Source organism: Amnibacterium endophyticum, assembly GCF_042680685.1.
Classification (GTDB): domain Bacteria; phylum Actinomycetota; class Actinomycetes; order Actinomycetales; family Microbacteriaceae; genus Amnibacterium; species Amnibacterium endophyticum.
In genome coordinates, this window is the sequence record NZ_JBHUEA010000008.1 from 1 (window position 1) to 14,913 (window position 14,913).

General features: G+C 74.9%; 19 protein-coding genes and 1 tRNA gene. 12 read left to right on the plus strand and 8 right to left on the minus strand.

Going from position 1 to position 14,913, the window contains the following annotated elements; translation table 11 throughout:
* From ACFSBI_RS06550 to ACFSBI_RS06560, 3 genes are all read left to right on the plus strand, one after another.
* The coding region (locus ACFSBI_RS06550) for a PDZ domain-containing protein (RefSeq protein WP_377933235.1) at nucleotides 1-279 on the plus strand (279 nt) is incomplete at its 5' end.
* Entirely contained in the window at nucleotides 279-488 is a 210-nt protein-coding gene (locus ACFSBI_RS06555; RefSeq protein ID WP_377933237.1) for an I78 family peptidase inhibitor, read from the plus strand. The genes ACFSBI_RS06550 and ACFSBI_RS06555, both read left to right, overlap by 1 nt.
* Before the next feature lie 31 nt (nucleotides 489-519).
* Nucleotides 520-684, plus strand: coding sequence for a hypothetical protein (locus ACFSBI_RS06560; RefSeq protein ID WP_377933239.1), 165 nt, complete (start codon nucleotides 520-522; stop codon nucleotides 682-684).
* A 48-nt stretch (nucleotides 685-732) separates the two neighbouring features.
* Here ACFSBI_RS06560 and ACFSBI_RS06565 read toward each other — a convergent pair.
* Nucleotides 733-814 (minus strand) — tRNA-Tyr (locus ACFSBI_RS06565).
* A gap of 159 nt (nucleotides 815-973) precedes the next feature.
* Between ACFSBI_RS06565 and ACFSBI_RS06570 the strand changes: the two genes are divergently transcribed.
* The 6 genes from ACFSBI_RS06570 to ACFSBI_RS06595 all read left to right on the plus strand — a co-directional run bounded on the left by ACFSBI_RS06570 (nucleotide 974) and on the right by ACFSBI_RS06595 (nucleotide 5,167).
* A complete protein-coding gene (locus ACFSBI_RS06570; RefSeq protein WP_377933241.1) occupies nucleotides 974-1,462 on the plus strand; it encodes a YajQ family cyclic di-GMP-binding protein in 489 nt (162 codons plus the stop codon).
* A 55-nt stretch (nucleotides 1,463-1,517) separates the two neighbouring features.
* The gene (gene cls, locus ACFSBI_RS06575; protein WP_377933243.1) at nucleotides 1,518-2,975 is read left to right on the plus strand and encodes a cardiolipin synthase; all 1,458 of its coding nucleotides are present in this window, start codon (nucleotides 1,518-1,520) and stop codon (nucleotides 2,973-2,975) included.
* An 8-nt stretch (nucleotides 2,976-2,983) separates the two neighbouring features.
* Nucleotides 2,984-3,442 carry an NUDIX hydrolase gene (locus ACFSBI_RS06580; RefSeq protein WP_377933245.1) on the plus strand — a complete coding sequence of 153 codons (459 nt, stop codon included), beginning with the start codon at nucleotides 2,984-2,986 and terminating at the stop codon, nucleotides 3,440-3,442.
* A 41-nt stretch (nucleotides 3,443-3,483) separates the two neighbouring features.
* Nucleotides 3,484-3,726, plus strand: coding sequence for a hypothetical protein (locus ACFSBI_RS06585; RefSeq protein WP_377933247.1), 243 nt, complete (start codon nucleotides 3,484-3,486; stop codon nucleotides 3,724-3,726).
* Nucleotides 3,727-3,792: 66 nt separating this feature from the next.
* The gene (locus ACFSBI_RS06590; protein WP_377933249.1) at nucleotides 3,793-4,902 is read left to right on the plus strand and encodes a baeRF2 domain-containing protein; all 1,110 of its coding nucleotides are present in this window, start codon (nucleotides 3,793-3,795) and stop codon (nucleotides 4,900-4,902) included.
* A gap of 1 nt (nucleotide 4,903) precedes the next feature.
* Nucleotides 4,904-5,167, plus strand: coding sequence for a hypothetical protein (locus ACFSBI_RS06595; RefSeq protein WP_377933251.1), 264 nt, complete (start codon nucleotides 4,904-4,906; stop codon nucleotides 5,165-5,167).
* 57 nt (nucleotides 5,168-5,224) lie between these two features.
* Here the strand turns inward: ACFSBI_RS06595 and ACFSBI_RS06600 are convergent, their stop codons facing one another.
* The 3 genes from ACFSBI_RS06600 to ACFSBI_RS06610 are packed head-to-tail and all read right to left on the minus strand — an operon-like array spanning nucleotide 5,225 to nucleotide 8,410.
* Complete coding sequence (locus ACFSBI_RS06600) at nucleotides 5,225-6,583, minus strand: FAD-dependent oxidoreductase (protein WP_377933253.1); 1,359 nt, start codon at nucleotides 6,581-6,583, stop codon at nucleotides 5,225-5,227.
* A gap of 46 nt (nucleotides 6,584-6,629) precedes the next feature.
* The gene (locus tag ACFSBI_RS06605; protein WP_377933255.1) at nucleotides 6,630-7,688 is read right to left on the minus strand and encodes a polyprenyl synthetase family protein; all 1,059 of its coding nucleotides are present in this window, start codon (nucleotides 7,686-7,688) and stop codon (nucleotides 6,630-6,632) included.
* Nucleotides 7,685-8,410 carry a class I SAM-dependent methyltransferase gene (locus ACFSBI_RS06610; protein WP_377933257.1) on the minus strand — a complete coding sequence of 242 codons (726 nt, stop codon included), beginning with the start codon at nucleotides 8,408-8,410 and terminating at the stop codon, nucleotides 7,685-7,687. The genes ACFSBI_RS06605 and ACFSBI_RS06610 overlap by 4 nt, the downstream gene beginning before the upstream one ends.
* Before the next feature lie 42 nt (nucleotides 8,411-8,452).
* Between ACFSBI_RS06610 and ACFSBI_RS06615 the strand changes: the two genes are divergently transcribed.
* Together ACFSBI_RS06615 and ACFSBI_RS06620 are read left to right on the plus strand one after the other, a co-directional pair.
* A complete protein-coding gene (locus ACFSBI_RS06615; protein ID WP_377933259.1) occupies nucleotides 8,453-9,682 on the plus strand; it encodes an isochorismate synthase in 1,230 nt (409 codons plus the stop codon).
* 41 nt (nucleotides 9,683-9,723) lie between these two features.
* Entirely contained in the window at nucleotides 9,724-11,103 is a 1,380-nt protein-coding gene (locus ACFSBI_RS06620) for an SPFH domain-containing protein (protein WP_377933261.1), read from the plus strand.
* 57 nt (nucleotides 11,104-11,160) lie between these two features.
* On the opposite strand, the gene menD is transcribed toward ACFSBI_RS06620, so the two are convergent.
* From menD to ACFSBI_RS06635, 3 genes are read right to left on the minus strand one after another with little or no spacing between them, the layout of a single operon-like run.
* Entirely contained in the window at nucleotides 11,161-12,813 is a 1,653-nt protein-coding gene (gene menD, locus ACFSBI_RS06625; RefSeq protein WP_377933263.1) for a 2-succinyl-5-enolpyruvyl-6-hydroxy-3-cyclohexene-1-carboxylic-acid synthase, read from the minus strand.
* Complete coding sequence (locus ACFSBI_RS06630; protein WP_377933265.1) at nucleotides 12,806-13,141, minus strand: PLDc N-terminal domain-containing protein; 336 nt, start codon at nucleotides 13,139-13,141, stop codon at nucleotides 12,806-12,808. The genes menD and ACFSBI_RS06630 overlap by 8 nt, the downstream gene beginning before the upstream one ends.
* 37 nt (nucleotides 13,142-13,178) lie before the next feature.
* Nucleotides 13,179-13,544, minus strand: a complete 366-nt coding sequence (locus ACFSBI_RS06635) for a PLD nuclease N-terminal domain-containing protein (protein WP_377933267.1) — start codon at nucleotides 13,542-13,544, stop codon at nucleotides 13,179-13,181.
* Between the two features lie 109 nt (nucleotides 13,545-13,653).
* Between ACFSBI_RS06635 and ACFSBI_RS06640 the strand changes: the two genes are divergently transcribed.
* Entirely contained in the window at nucleotides 13,654-13,956 is a 303-nt protein-coding gene (locus tag ACFSBI_RS06640; RefSeq protein WP_377933269.1) for a DUF4229 domain-containing protein, read from the plus strand.
* Here ACFSBI_RS06640 and ACFSBI_RS06645 read toward each other — a convergent pair.
* Nucleotides 13,920-14,882, minus strand: a complete 963-nt coding sequence (locus tag ACFSBI_RS06645; RefSeq protein ID WP_377933271.1) for a 1,4-dihydroxy-2-naphthoate polyprenyltransferase — start codon at nucleotides 14,880-14,882, stop codon at nucleotides 13,920-13,922. The genes ACFSBI_RS06640 and ACFSBI_RS06645 overlap by 37 nt on opposite strands.
* Nucleotides 14,883-14,913 lie beyond the last annotated feature (31 nt).

Consider the following 14,913-nt stretch of genomic DNA (forward strand, 5'->3'; position numbering starts at 1 on the left):
CCCGGCCGGCCCGCCTTCCTCGCCGTCCGGATCGACCCGGCCGCCCGTGGCGCCGCCGTCGTCGGGGAGGCGCTGCCGGGGACGCCCGCGGCGCGCGCGGGACTGCGCGCCGGCGATCGGGTGACGGCCGTGTCCGGCAGCACGGTGCGGTCCGCGGGCGAGCTGCGCGACGCCGTGGGGCGGCACCGGCCGGGCGACCGCGTCGCCGTCGCCTGGGTCGACGGGGCGGGGGCCCCGCACACCGCGACGGTGGTCCTGGCCGAGGGGCCGGTCGCCTGATGGCCGCCGACGCGGTGACCTGGGTGGCGCAGCACGGCGAGTCGCTCCGCGGGCTGCCCGCGGACGAGGCCGCGGCCCGGGTGCGCGACGCGGGGCTCAGCCCGCGACGCATCGAGCCCGGCGCGGTCGTCACCCTGGAGTTCCGGCCGGACAGGGTCGACCTGCACTGCGGCGCGAACGGCGCGGTCGTGGCGGTCCGCGCGGGCTGAGTCCCGGGCGTCCGGCACGTACGATCCAGCGGTGCCACAGGACCCGCAGCTCTTCGACACGTCCGACGTGTCCTACTCGTACCGCGCGCGGCCCGAGACCGCCCGCGAGGTCATCGCGAACCGCGTCGGGGTCACCGCATCCCTCTTCGCCGCGGCGATGGGCCTCTCCTACCTGCTCGGCAGGCGGAGGAGCTGACCCGCAAAGACGCATCAGGCCCGCGCTTCCTGAAGAAGCGCGGGCCTGTGGCGGGTGAGGGATTCGAACCCCCGAAGGCTGAGCCGGCTGATTTACAGTCAGATCCCTTTGGCCGCTTGGGTAACCCGCCCGGCTGCTCGGGCCGACCCTGCGCGGGTCGGCCCGAGGCGCGTGACGAGGATACCCGTAGCGATGACCGCCCGACGACACCCCTCGGGGTCGCACGTGCTCGCGGGCGGCGCCTCGCGGTCAGCGTCCGCTGCGCCCGTGGTCCTACGATCTGCGTCCCATGGCCGATTCCTCGTTCGACGTCGTCAGCAAGGTGGACCCGATGGAGGCGGAGAACGCCGTCAACCAGGCCCGCAAGGAGGTCGACCAGCGGTACGACTTCAAGGGCGTCGGGGCCGCGATCGACTTCAAGGGCGAGCAGCTCACGCTGCACGCGTCGAGCGAGGAGCGCGTGAAGGCGGTGCTCGACGTCGTGCAGTCGAAGTTCGTGAAGCGCGGGATCTCGCTCAAGGCGATCGACGCCGGCGAGCCCTACGCGAGCGGCAAGGAGTACCGCATCGAGGCGGGGCTGAAGAACGGCATCGACAGCGACAACGCGAAGAAGCTGAACAAGCTGATCCGCGACGAGGCGCCGAAGAGCGTGAAGAGCCAGATCCAGGGCGACGAGCTGCGGGTCACCTCGAAGAGCCGGGACGACCTGCAGGCGACCATGCGGCTGCTGAAGGCCGCCGACCTCGACCTCGACCTGCAGTTCGTCAACATGCGCTGACGACCACCCGAACTCGGGATCGGGGCGCATGCCGCCCCGGCAATAGGATCGCGCCATGCCCGCCAGCCTGTCCCTGGCGCTGACGATCTCCGCCTTCGTGCTCGACCTCACGATCCGCGTCCTCGCCGTCGTGTTCGTGCCGAAGAACCGCCGGCCTGCGACGGCGACCGCGTGGCTGCTCGCCATCTTCTTCATCCCCTACGCGGGCGTGATCGCGTTCCTCCTGCTCGGCTCGACGAAGCTGCCGCGACGGCGGCGGCGCAAGCAGGCGCAGATCAACCGGACGATCATGTCGGCGACGGAGGGGATCCGGCAGGCGACCGAGACCCCCGAGTGGCCGGCCTGGTTCGCCTCGCTCGTCGCGCTCAACCGGCGGCTGGGGGCCATGCCGCTGCTCGGCGGCAACCACGCGCGCCTGTACGGCGACTACGACCGCAGCATCCGGGAGATGACGGAGGCGGTGCGGTCCGCGGAGCGGTACGTCCACGTCGAGTTCTACATCCTGTCCCTCGACAGGACGACGGCACCGTTCTTCGACGCCCTCGAGGACGCGGTGCGCCGCGGCGTGACGGTGCGGGTGCTCCTGGACCACATCGCCTCCCTGCGGGTCCGCGGCTACCGCCGCACGCTGCGCCGGCTGCGATCCATGGGCGCGGACTGGCACCTGCTGCTGCCCGTGCAGCCGTGGCGCGGCCGCTACCAGCGGCCGGACCTGCGCAACCACCGCAAGGTCGTCGTCGTCGACGGACGGGTCGGCTTCATGGGCTCGCAGAACATGATCGACCGCACCTACGACCGCTGGACGAACCGGCGCCGCGGCCTCCGGTGGAAGGACCTGATGGTGCGTCTCGAGGGCCCGGTGGTCGCCGAGCTCGACACGATCTTCCTCTCCGACTGGTTCGCCGAGACGGACGAGCTGCTCGACCGTGAGCGGCCTCAGCAGGTCGAGATGCTGGACCACGGCCTCGACTGCCAGATCGTCCCGTCCGGCCCCGGCTTCGACGGCGAGAACAACCTGCGGCTGTTCAACGGGCTGATCTACGCCGCGCAGCGCCGCGTCGTGCTCGTGAGCCCCTACTTCGTCCCCGACGACTCCATGCTCTACGCCGTCACGACGGCGGCCGAGCGGGGCGTGCAGGTCGAGCTGTTCGTCAGCGAGATCGGCGACCAGGCCGTCGTCTTCCACGCGCAGCGCAGCTACTACGAGACCCTGCTGAAGGCGGGCGTCGTGATCTGGCTGTACCGCAGGCCCACGATCCTGCACGCGAAGCACTTCACGATCGACGACGACGTCGCGGTCGTCGGCTCGAGCAACCTCGACATGCGCTCCTTCACGCTGAACCTCGAGGTGTCGATGATGGTCCGCGGCCGCGAGTTCGTGGGCGAGCTGCGGCAGCTCGAGGAGGGGTACCGCCGCGCCAGCCGCCGCCTCACGCTCGAGGAGTGGCAGGCGCGGCCCGTGTGGGTCGCGACCCTGGACAACGTCGCGCGGCTGACCGCCTCCCTGCAATAGTCGCCCGCGTGAAGGATCCGCCCCGGCCCGTGGTCCGCAACGCTGCGCGGGTGCTGCTCATCGACCCGGCCGGACGCGTGCTGCTGCTGCGCGGCGGCGACTCGGCCGCGCCGGAGGCGGGCTCGTGGTGGATCACGCCGGGGGGCGGCCTCGAGCCGGGCGAGGACGCGCGGGCCGCGGCGATCCGGGAGGTGGAGGAGGAGACCGGTCACCGGCTCGCGGGGCTCGGCGACCCGGTGCTGCGGCGCGCCTCGGTGTTCCCGTTCGGCGGCCGGCTGCTCGACCAGCGCGAGCTGTACTTCGTCGCGCGGGTGCCGGCGTTCGCGCCCCACACGGCCGGCTGGACCGAGCTGGAGCGCCGCGAGCTGCAGGAGCAGCGGTGGTGGACGCTCGACGAGCTGCGCACCACCGAGGAGACCGTGTACCCCGAGGCGCTCGCGGACCTCGTCGCCGAGGCGCTCGGCTGACTCCCGGGCGGTGTTCAGCGTCGCGGTCCTACCGTCCGGGCATGGCAACACGCAGCATCAAGGTCGAGTTCGTCCGCGACGAGGTGGTCGGCGAGGTGACCGGCGCCCCGGAGGTGCACGACATCTCCGTCCCGGAGGACGTCACCGGCGCTCCGACGGTCCTCGAGAACCCCCATGTCGACTACCCCGGCGAGTGGACGCTGGTCGGCGAGGGCGAGGGCGGGGTCTACCGCTACGCGAAGGACAGCGAGGTCGCGAGCACGAACGACACCGCCGCGGGCTGACGAAGGCCGCCGAGCCGGGCGTCGACGGGCGCCCGGCCTCCACCGCGCCCCGAGGAGGCATCGACCATGACGAACGACGACCTGACCCGCCTGCTGACGGCGGGTGACACGATCGGCCTGCTGGAGGTCGACGTCTCGACATCCGCGATGCAGCCGCCCGCGCAGGCGGAGGGCCGGCGCCGCGAGGCGGAGGACGCGCTGCGCGCGGCCGGCGGCGACGACGCGCTCGTCGGCGCCCTGCTGCCCGCGGTGGCCCCCGTGGCGGGCGCCGTCGACCCGATCGGCATGGTCGCGGTCTCGGCCCGGGGCGCGGTCGTGCAGCAGCCCCTGCCCGGGGCCGCGCCCGGGAGGACGCGCGCCGAGGTGACGGCGGTGCCGGACCTGTCGGCGATCCTGCGCGGCCGGGAGCGCGCCGTGCCGGTCCTCGCCGTCGAGGCGCTCGCCGCGGGCGGCGTGGTGCGCGCCTACCCGACCCCCGGGTTGCCGGCCGCCGAGCAGGAGGAGGTGACGGGCGAGGACCTCGCGGTGCACGAGGCGCACGCGAGCGGGATCTCGCAGCGGGCGCACGACGGCAGCGCGGACGACGCGCTCGCGCAGAACGCGCGGAGGCTCGCGGACCGCGTCACCGCCGCGGCGCGACGGTGGGACGCGTCCACCGTCGTCGTGCTCGGCGATCCGAGGTCCGCCGAGCTGCTCGCGACCGAGCTGCAGCGCGGGGGCGACCTGACCGTCGCTGCGCTCGGCAAGGACACCGCGGCCGCGGGCGCGGACCGGTCGGACCTCACCGAGGCGGTCCGGCTCACCGTCGATGCGCTGCTCGCCGACGCCCACCGCGCCCTCGTGGACCGGCTGTCGGCCGGCGGCGGGCGCCTCGGCGCGAGCGGCACCGCCGAGGTCGTCGCGGCGCTCCAGGGCGCCGCGGTCGACACCCTGCTGATGGGACCGGACGGCATCGGAGGCGACCTCGTCGCGCTGGACGCGCCGCCCTGGATCGCGTCGGACGAGGCCGACGCCCTCGGCGCAGGAGTGCTCGGGCGATTCCCTGCCGTCGCGGCCCTGACCCGCGCCGCGCTGCTCACCGACGCCGCGGTGCGCTTCCCGGATCCCGGCGTGCTGCCGGGATCCGCCGCGGTCGCGGCGCACCTGCGCCGCCCGCTCGACATCGAGGAGGACTGACGTGGCCGAGCTCCGGCACCTGAACAACCACCACCGGCGCACGGTGGAGCAGATCCAGCAGCACCCGACGAGCCACAACGTGGAGTACCGGGCGACCGTCTCGCTGCTCGAGACCGTCGCGGACGACACGGCCCAGGACGGCAACCGCGTGCGCTTCACGCTGGGCGGGACCGAGCTCGTGCTGAACCGGCCCGCGAACGGCAAGGACCTCGACGTGCAGCAGGTCGTCGACGTCCGCGGCTTCCTGTCGCAGGCCGGCTACTGACCCCTGACCCGGGCGGCCGTGCCGCGGCCCGCGCGGCACGGCCACCCGCCGGGAGGGTCAGCGCACCGGTTCCCCGAGGGCTGCGGCGAGCATCTCGTCGCGCGGCACGATCTTGACCCGTGCCCGGCCGGCCGGCTCGCCGAACGCGATCTCCGCCTGGTCCAGCCGGTGCCAGCCGTCGACGGTCGTGTAGCGCACGCCGCGCGAGTCGAGCAGCTCGTCCACGCTGCCCTCGTCGGGCTGCTCCGGGCTCCACCAGGTGCCCTGGTCGGTGAGCACGTGCTCGATCGTCTCCATGGCGTCGGACTTCGTGTGCCCGATGAGGCCCACCGGGCCCCGTTTGATCCATCCCGTCGCGTAGACGCCCAGCACGAGCGCCCCGTCGGCGTCGAGCACCTGCCCCTCGTGGTTCGGGATCACGCCCCGCACCTCGTCGAACGGCACCTCCGGCAGGGGCGACCCGAAGTAGCCGACGGCGCGGTAGACCGCCTCGACCGCCTGCTCCCGGAACTCGCCGGTGCCGCGGGCGCCGCCGAGGCCGTCGGGCTCGGTGCGCTCCCAGCGGATCGCCTCCACCTTCCCGTCGCCGAGGATCTCGACGGGCCGGGCCCACCAGTGCAGGTGCAGGCGGCGGCTCGCCTCGCCGACCTCCCGCTTCCGCCACCCCTGCAGGATCCGGTCCATCACCATGACCTGCTTGTTGGCCCTGATCGCCGTGAGGGCCTGCTCGTCGTAGTCGAAGTCCTCGTCGCGGACGATCATGTCGACGTCCCGCACCTCGCCGAGCTCGCGCAGCTCGAGCGGCGTGAACTTCACGTTCGCGGGCCCGCGCCGGCCGAACACGTGCACGTCGCGCGCCGGCGACCCGCGCAGACCCGCCTCGACGTTGCCGGGCAGCTCGGTCGGCATCAGGTCGTCCGGGTGCTTGATGAGCATGCGCGCCACGTCGAGCGCCACGTTGCCGTTGCCGATCACGGCGATGCGCTCGGCCTCGAGCGGCCAGGTGCGCGGCACGTCCGGGTGGCCGTCGTACCAGCTGACCACGTCCGCGGCGCCGTAGGAGCCGGGCAGGTCGATGCCGGGGATGTCGAGGGGGGCGTCACGGATCGCTCCGGTGGCGAAGATCACCGCGTGGTAGTGCCGCTGCAGGTCCGCGAGGGTGATGTCCGTGCCGAAGTCGACGTTGCCGAACAGCCGCACCGCGCCGCTGTCGAGCACCTCGCGCAGCGCGCCGATGATCCCCTTGATGCGCGGGTGGTCCGGGGCGACCCCGTAGCGGACGAGCCCGTAGGGCGCGGGGAGCCGCTCGAACAGGTCGATCGAGACGTCGAACCCGCGCTCGGCCTTCTTCGCGATGTCGGCGGCGTAGATGCCTGCGGGGCCCGCCCCCACGATGGCGAGGCGAAGCGTCGTCATGGATGTCCTTCCGTCACGGGCGCGGCTGCATGCCGCGCCCGGCATGTCATCTGGCGCGATCGACCAGCATCCCGGCGAAGCGCACGAGCGCGCGCTTCACCCCGCCGTCGGGCAGGGGGGCGAGGGCGGCGACCGCCTCGTCCGCCCAGCGGTGCGCCTCGGCGGCGGTCTCCGCGGTCACGGGGTGCGTGCGCAGCTCCGCGATGGCCCGGGGCAGGTCGCCCTCGTCCCCGTCCCGCAGCGCGTCGAGGCGGGCGAGCAGCGCGGCGTCGGCCTCGTCGTGCTCGGCGCGTCGGCGGAGCAGCAGGAGCGGCAGCGTGGGGACGCCCGCCTTGAGGTCGGTGCCCGCCTGCTTGCCGGTGTCCGCCGCCTCGGGCGACAGGTCGATGACGTCGTCGATCAGCTGGAAGGCGACACCGATCAGGTCGCCGAAGCGCTCCAGCGGGTCCAGCACCGCGCGAGGGGCGCGCGCGAAGTCGGCGCCCCAGCGGGCGGCCGCGCTGATGAGCGCGCCGGTCTTGTCGGTGAGCACCCGCAGGTAGTGGTCGACGGCGTCGTCGCCGGGCTGCGGCCCGACCGTCTCGTGCAGCTGGCCGAGCACGAGGCGCTCGAAGATCGCGGCCTGACGCTCCACGTCGGCGCCCGGGATGGCCGCGATCAGCCGGCTGGCTCGCGCGAACAGCAGGTCGCCGGTGAGGATCGCGACCGAGTTGCCCCACACCTCCTGCGCCGCGGGAACCCCGCGCCGCTCCCCCGCCTCGTCCATGACGTCGTCGTGGTACAGCGAGCCGACGTGCAGGATCTCGACCGCCTGCGCGGCCGTGACGACGTCGTCCGTGACGCCGTCGCCGAGCTGCGCGGTCAGCAGGGTGAGCACCGGCCGGATCCGCTTGCCGCCCGCCGCGAGCAGGTAGCGGGAGCGGACGTCCGCGACCGGGTCCGCGAACGACACCTGCTCGAGGATGCCCGCCTCCACCCGCTCGAGGCCGTCCTCGATCTGCCGGGCGATCGCCCGGTCCTCGCGGGAGGAGAACAGCCGTCGCGTCAGCTGCAGCTGCGAGGTGAGGGAGGGGGTGCGCCCGGCCGAGACGCCGGCCGCCGTCACTCGCTCGCCCAGACGCCGGCGGACGGCTTCACCCCGCGGTGCAGCGCGACGATGCCGCCCGTCAGGTTCCGGTACCGCACCTGCCGGAAGCCGGCCTCGCGCATCCATGCGGCGAGCGTCGTCTGGTCGGCCCACGCCTTGATCGAGTCGCCGAGGTAGCCGTACGCCGGCGCGTTCGACGACGCGATGCGGGACACCGTCGGCATGACGCGGTCGAGGTAGGCGAAGTAGGCGGCGCGGAACGGGGCGAGCACCGGGCGGGAGAACTCGCAGATGACGATGCGGGCGCCGGGCTTCGCGACGCGGAACATCTCGGCGAGCGCGCGATGCGGATCGGCCACGTTGCGGAGGCCGAACGAGATGGTGACGGCGTCGAACTCGTCGTCCGCGAAGGGCAGCGCCTGCGCGTCGGCGAACACGAACTCGATCCGCTGGTCGTCCGCGTGCCGCGCGCGCCCGACGGCGAGCATGCCCTTCGAGAAGTCCGCGGCGACGACCCGGGCGCCGCGATTGGCGAGGGCCTCGCTCGACGTGCCGGTGCCCGCGGCCAGGTCGAGGATCCGCTCGCCGGCCCGGGGCGCGACCGCCCCGACCGTGGCCGCCCGCCACAGCTGGGCGTTGCCGCCGGACAGCAGCGTGTTCATCAGGTCGTAGCGGCGCGAGGCGCGGTCGAACATCGCGGCGACATCGGCCGGCGTCTTCGTCAGGTCGGCCGCGGACACGGTTGCAGATGGTACCCGAGGCGCCCCGCGTACGCTGTGGGGGTGACAGCGGGTGACGGGGGCGCATTCCCCGTCGCGACCAGGAGGATCACCGATCCGGACGCAGTCCGCGCGGAGGCGGCGGCGACCCTCGGCGCTCCCGTCGCGGTCTGGCGGCGCGGCGACGCGCTGCTCGAGGGCTACGGGCTCGCGACGCGGCTCGCCCTGCAGGGCCCGGAGCGCATCGCCGACGCCGCGTCCGCCTGGCGCGCGCTGGCGGGGCGCTGCGCCGTCGACGACCGGGTCCGCCTCCCGGGGACCGGCGCCGTGGCCTTCGGCGCGTTCACCTTCGCCGACGCCTCCGCCGCCCCGAGCGTGCTCGTCGTGCCGCGGCGCGTGGTGGGCGTGCGCGACGGGATCGCGTTCCGCACCGACCTGCCGCGCCTCGGCCCCGTCGCCCCGCCGTCCTCGCGACCGCCGGCGGCCGTGCACCTCGACGGCGACGGCTACCGGGCCGCGGTCGCCGCCGCCGTGGACCGCATCCGGAGCGGCGAGCTGGAGAAGGTGGTGCTCGCCCGCGACGTCGTGCTCCCCGGCGTCCCCGACGTCGCGGCAGCGGCCCACCGGCTGGCGGAGCGGTACCGGGAGGCGTGGGCCTTCGCGGTCGACGGCTTCTTCGGCGCGAGCCCCGAGACGCTCGTCACGGTCCGCGACCGGCGGATCGGGTCCCGGGTGCTCGCCGGCACGGCGGCCCGCTTCGAGGACCCGGGCGCGGACGGGGAGTCCCGGGACGCCCTGCTCTCGAGCCCGAAGAACCGCTTCGAGCACGCCCTCGCGGTCGACAGCCTGCTGCTGACGCTCGGCGAGCGGGTCGAGGACCTCGTCATCGGCCGGCCGTTCGCGCTCGGGCTGCCGAACGTGTGGCACCTCGCGACCGACGCGACCGCCCGGGTCGGCCGGGGCGTCGGTGCCCTCGACCTCGTGGCGGCGCTGCACCCCACGGCCGCGGTCGCGGGCGCGCCGCGAGCGGTCGCCCAGCACCTGATCGCGGCGCTCGAGCCCTTCGACCGCCGCCGCTACGCCGGCCCGGTGGGCTGGATCGACGGCTCGGGCGACGGCGAGTGGGCGATCGGGCTGCGGTCGGCGGAGTCGGAGGGGCCGGACCGCGTGCGCGCGTACGCGGGCGCGGGCATCGTCGCCGGCTCCGACGCCGACCAGGAACTGGCGGAGACCGAGTGGAAGCTCGCGCCCGTCCGGGAGGCCGTGGCGGAGGCCGCACGCTCCACGGCCTGATCCGTGGATCGACACGCCGCACGCTTCGCCATACTGGCCTGGTGATCTCCGGATTCGAGCCCGTGCTCCTCGTCCTCGTCGTCGCCCTGGTGGTGGTCGTGCTGGTCGTCGTGGGCGTCGTCCTGCGCGGCATCAAGGTCGCGAAGCCCGACGAGGCGATCATCGTCACCTCCCGCCAGCGCGGAGCGCGCACGGGTGACGAGTCCGACGAGAACGCCGGGCAGCGGGTGGTCTTCGGCTCGCGGGTGTTCGTCAAGCCGGTGGTCGAGGCCTACTTCAAGCTCAGCCTCCGCAGCCGGCAGCTGAACGTCCAGGCGACCGCGCAGACGCGGGACGCCATCACCATCAAGGTGAACGCGGTCGCCGTGGTGAAGGTCGGCGGGTCGGAGCAGATGGTCCGCGCCGCCGCGCAGCGGTTCCTGAACCAGCAGGACCAGATCGAGTCGTCGACGGAGGAGGTGCTCTCGGGCTCCGTCCGCTCCATCGTCGGCCAGCTGACGGTGACGGAGATCATCACGAACCGGCAGGCGCTGCAGGGGCAGGTGCTCGAGGCGGTGCGGGAGTCCCTCGACGTGCAGGGCCTGCAGATCGACACGCTGCAGATCAAGGAGATCGACGACGACAACGGCTACATCCGCGATCTCGGCCGCGCCGAGGCCGCGCGGGTGAAGCAGGTCGCCGAGATCGCGGAGTCCGTGGCCCGGCAGGCGTCCGAGGAGGCGCGGATCAGCGCCGACCAGGCCGTGGCGGAGCAGCAGCGGAAGCTCGACCTGCGGCGGGCGGAGATCCGCAAGGAGACGGACCGCGCGGGCGCCGAGGCCGCGGCGGCCGCGCCGCTGGCAGAGGCGATCGCGCAGCAGGAGGTCGTCTCGCAGCAGGAGCTGACCGCCGGCAAGCGCGTCGGGCTGCGGCGGCAGGAGCTGGAGGCGGAGGTCCGCGCCCAGGCCGACGCGGAGGCCTACGCCGTCGCGACGCGCGCGCAGGCCGAGGCGGAGGCGGAGCGGAACCGGGTCGACGCCGCCGCGGCGGCGGTGCTCGCGGAGGGCGCGGCGGAGGCCGACCGCATCCGGGCGACCGGTGCGGCCCAGGCCGAGTCGAGCCGGGCGCAGGCCGAGGCGCTGTCCGAGCGCGCCGCGGAGCTGCTCCGGCAGCAGCTGATCGAGCAGCTGCCCGAGATCGTGCGGGCCGCCGCCGAGCCGCTGTCGGGCATCGGCACGATGACCATCATCGCGTCGGACGGCGACCCGACCGGCGCGCTCGGGCAGAGCGTGGCCGGCCAGCTCGCGACGTCCACGAAGCTCGTCAAGGACCTGGTCGGCATCGACATCGCGGAGCTCGTGAACGGGCGGGCCGCCGGTACCGCCGCCGGCGCGGCCGCCGGCGAGCAGCTCGCGCGCCGCCGCGACCGCGACGAGGGCTGACAGGGTCCCGGGCGGCTCGCTCGGCACCCGTCCACGCCCCGACGGTCCAGCCGGTCGTCAGCGGGCGAGCGGCACCTCGAGCAGGCTCTGCCCGGGCTCCGGAGCGGTGAGCGCGCGGTCGAGGTCGCCGCGCGTCTCGATGCGGCGGTGCGTCCAGCCGTAGGCCGCGGCCAGCGCCGCGAGGTCCACCGGTCGCGGTGTCCTGAGCACCCGCTCGAAGTCCGCGGGGTCGGCGGTGCCCGCGACCTCGAGCGAGTCGAAGATCGAGCCGCCGCCGTCGTCGCCCACGACCACCTGCAACCGCGGCCAGGCCTCGCCCGGCGTGCGCAGGAGGGCCCCGGCGTCGTGCAGCAGCGTGAGGTCGCCGAGCAGCACGCGCACCGTGCCGGAGCCCTCGCCCGCCATGCCGAGGCCGACACCGGTGGCCGTCGAGACGGTCCCGTCGATGCCCGCGAGGCCCCGGTTCGCGACGACGCGGATGCGCTTGCCCGGTACCGCGTCGTCCGCCTCGCGGATGAGCCGCGAGGCGCCGAGCACGAGCCGGTCGTGCGGCCAGGTCGCCCGCCAGACGGCGTCCACGAGCACGCGCCGGGTGATCGGGGCGCGCAGGGCGGCGAGCTCGGTCCGCGTGTGGTCGCGGCGCTCGCGCGCCCCGGGCTCGTCCGGCCGGCCCGCGTAGGGCAGGTCCTCGGTCGCGTCGAGCAGCCGGCGCGAGGCGTGCACCCACGCGCCCCGCCAGGCGTGATCGCCCGGTCCGCCCGCCTCGACGCGTCCGGTCCTCGTCGCCCGGCCGCGGGACGGGTCGAACCACTCGCCGCCGGGCGGCCCGACCAGCACCGTCTCCACGTCCTCCCGCTGGAGCAGCCGGGGCACCTGGCGGGACAGGGTCGGGTGCCCGAACACGACCGCCCGCTCGACCCGGCCGCCGAGGTCCGCGTCGTCGAGCAGCGCCCGATAGGCCCCGACGAGGTTCGGCCCGAAGCGGGCGCCGCTCGACACCTCCGCCAGCAGGGGCGCGTCGAGCGCGCGGGCGAACGCCTCCGCCTCCTCGCCCGCCCGGTCGCCCGCGATCACGACGGTGCGGGGACCTGGCTCGACGCGGAGCGCCGGCCCGTGGTCGACGGCCGGCGGCAGAGCGCCGACGGCGATCGGCGCGACCTCCGTCGGCGCACCGGAGAGCGGCTCGCGGTAGGCGACGTTCATCTGCACCGGCTGCCGGGTGACGAGCGCCGCGCGGTACGCGCGCTCGGCCGCGGCCTGCAGGGGCGCGAGGTCCTCCCCCGGCTCGGGCGCCGCGACGTCGTGCACCTCGGCGACCGCGCTGCCGAAGATCCCGGGCTGGTCCGTGGCCTGGTTGGCCCCGATCCCGCGCAGCTCGTCCGGCCGGTCGGCGGTGAGCAGCAGCAGCGGCACCCCCGCGTGGTGCGCCTCGAGCACGGCGGGGTGCAGCTCGGCGACCGCCGTGCCGCTCGTGACGACGACGGCGACCGGCGTCCCCGTCTCGACGGCGAGCCCGAGGGCCGTGAACCCGGCGACGCGCTCGTCGATCCGCACGTGCACGGTCAGCGCACGGGCCCGCTCGAGCGCGACCGCCGCCAGCGCGAGCGCCTGCGAGCGGGAGCCGGGCGAGACGACGACGTGGCGCAGCCCCTGGCCGGCGAGCACGCCGAGCAGCCGGGCCGCGGCGTCCGCGGCGGGTGAATCAGGCACGCGCCTCGCCCTCCCGGCCCTCCTGCTCGAGGCGCGCCAGGTCCTCCTCGAGGCGCCGGATGCGCTCGTCCGCGGTCATCGCCTGGTAGGTGCGCGGTCCGACCGGTGGCGGCGCCGCGCTCCGGAGCCGCGGGATCCCGGCTCCCCGGGACCGCCCGACCCCGATCCAGAGCACGGCGCCCAGCAGCGGCAGCAGGACGATGAGCACGAGCCACGCCCACTTCGGCACGCCCCGCACCTCGTGCTCGGGCGTGAGCACGAGCGAGACGAGGGCGTAGACCCAGAGCAGCAGGACGACGATCCCCAGCACCAGCTCCACGCGCGCCACGGCACGAGCGTAGGACGCAGGTCGCGGCGGCGCGGGATCAGCGGCGGCGGGCGTCGCCCTCGTCGTCCGAGTCCGCCTCGGAGTCCATCGCGGCGAGCTCCTGCTCCAGCCGCCGCCACTCGTCGTCGGGCACCGGCGGAGCGGCGGTCGGGCGCGACCCGCGGATGAAGTCGGGGTCGTCGTCGGGGCCCACGTAGCGCATCGCCGGGCCCCGCGCGGCACGGCCGGAGCCGATCAGGAACCACAGGACGCCGCCGAGGACGGGCAGCACGAGGATCACCAGGATCCAGACCGCCTTCGGCAGCGCCCGCACCCGGGCGCGCTCCGACATCGCGCAGTCCACGACCGCGTACACGGCGAACGCCAGGGCCAGCAGGCCCACCACGATCAGCACCCGTGCCATGGGCCCAGGCTACGTCGGTCCCGCGGCCCCTCCGGCCCGAGCAGCCCTCCCGCGCATTGGAAGATGCTGAGCACCCGCGTCGCCGTCCCGGTGCCTACACTGCCGAACCGTGGCAGGACGTCGGAGGCCGATCGCGCTCGTGTGGGCCGCCTACACGGCGTTCCGGCTGCTGCTGTTCGCCGTGCCGTTCCTGCTGATCTGGGGTCTCAGCGGCAACCCGACGCTCTCCGCGGTGGCCGCGGCCGCGATCGGGCTCGCCCTGTCCGTGATCCTGCTCCGCGTGCAGCGCGAGGCGCTCGCCCGGGCGCTCGGCGAGCGGGTGGAGTCGCGGCGGCCGCGGTCCGACGAGGCGGCCGAGGACGACCGCCTCGACGCTCAGAACGAGAGCCCGAAGGAGAGCACCAGGCCGTAGAGCAGCGCCGTGATGCCGCTCAGGCTGAGCGCGAGGACCAGCTCCCGGGCGGTCTTCGCCGTCGCGGTGATGATCACCGCGGGCAGGGCGACGAGCAGCACCAGCAGGGTCAGCCACGCCTCCGGGTAGACGAGGGCGAGCCAGGCGGCGATCCCGAACGGCACGAGCATGAGGACGCCGTAGAGCACGCGGCTGGCGCGGGACCCGATCCGCACGCTGAGGGTGCGCTTGCCAGCGGCGCGGTCCTGGTCGATGTCCCGCAGGTTGTTCACGACGAGCACCGCGCTCGCGATGCAGCCGATGCCGACGGCGCAGAACCAGGCGACGTCGTTCACCGTGCCGGTGATGACGTACGCCGTGCCGACCGTCGCGGCGAGGCCGAAGAACAGGAACACCACGAGCTCGCCGAGACCTGCGTAGCCGTAGGGGCGGCGCCCGCCCGTGTAGAACCAGGCGGCGGCGATCGCGGCCGCACCGACCGCGAGCAGCCACCACTGCTGCGTGACGAGGACGATCGCGAGGCCCGCGACCGCGGCGAGCCCGAAGCAGACCAGGGCGACGGTGAGCACCGTCCGGGGCCGCACCCGCCCGGAGGCGGTCAGCCGCGGCGGGCCCACCCGGTAGGCGTCGGTGCCGCGCACCCCGTCGGAGTAGTCGTTGGCGAAGTTCACGCCGATCTGCAGCAGCAGCGACACCGCGAGCGCGAGGAACGCGAGCCAGTACCGGCCCTCGATCCGCTGGCTCCAGACCGCGCCGGTGCCGAGCAGGACGGGGGCCACGGCGAGCGGCAGCGTGCGCAGCCGGGCTCCGCCGATCCAGGTCGGGTGGGGCGCGGCGGCCGCGGGCGCCTGCCGGCCGCGCGCGGGCCGCGTCGAGCCCGGACGGCGCCGGACGGGCGGACGCCTGGTGCTGCTCCCCTTCGCCACGACCGGCGATCCTACTGAGCGCCGCCTCGCC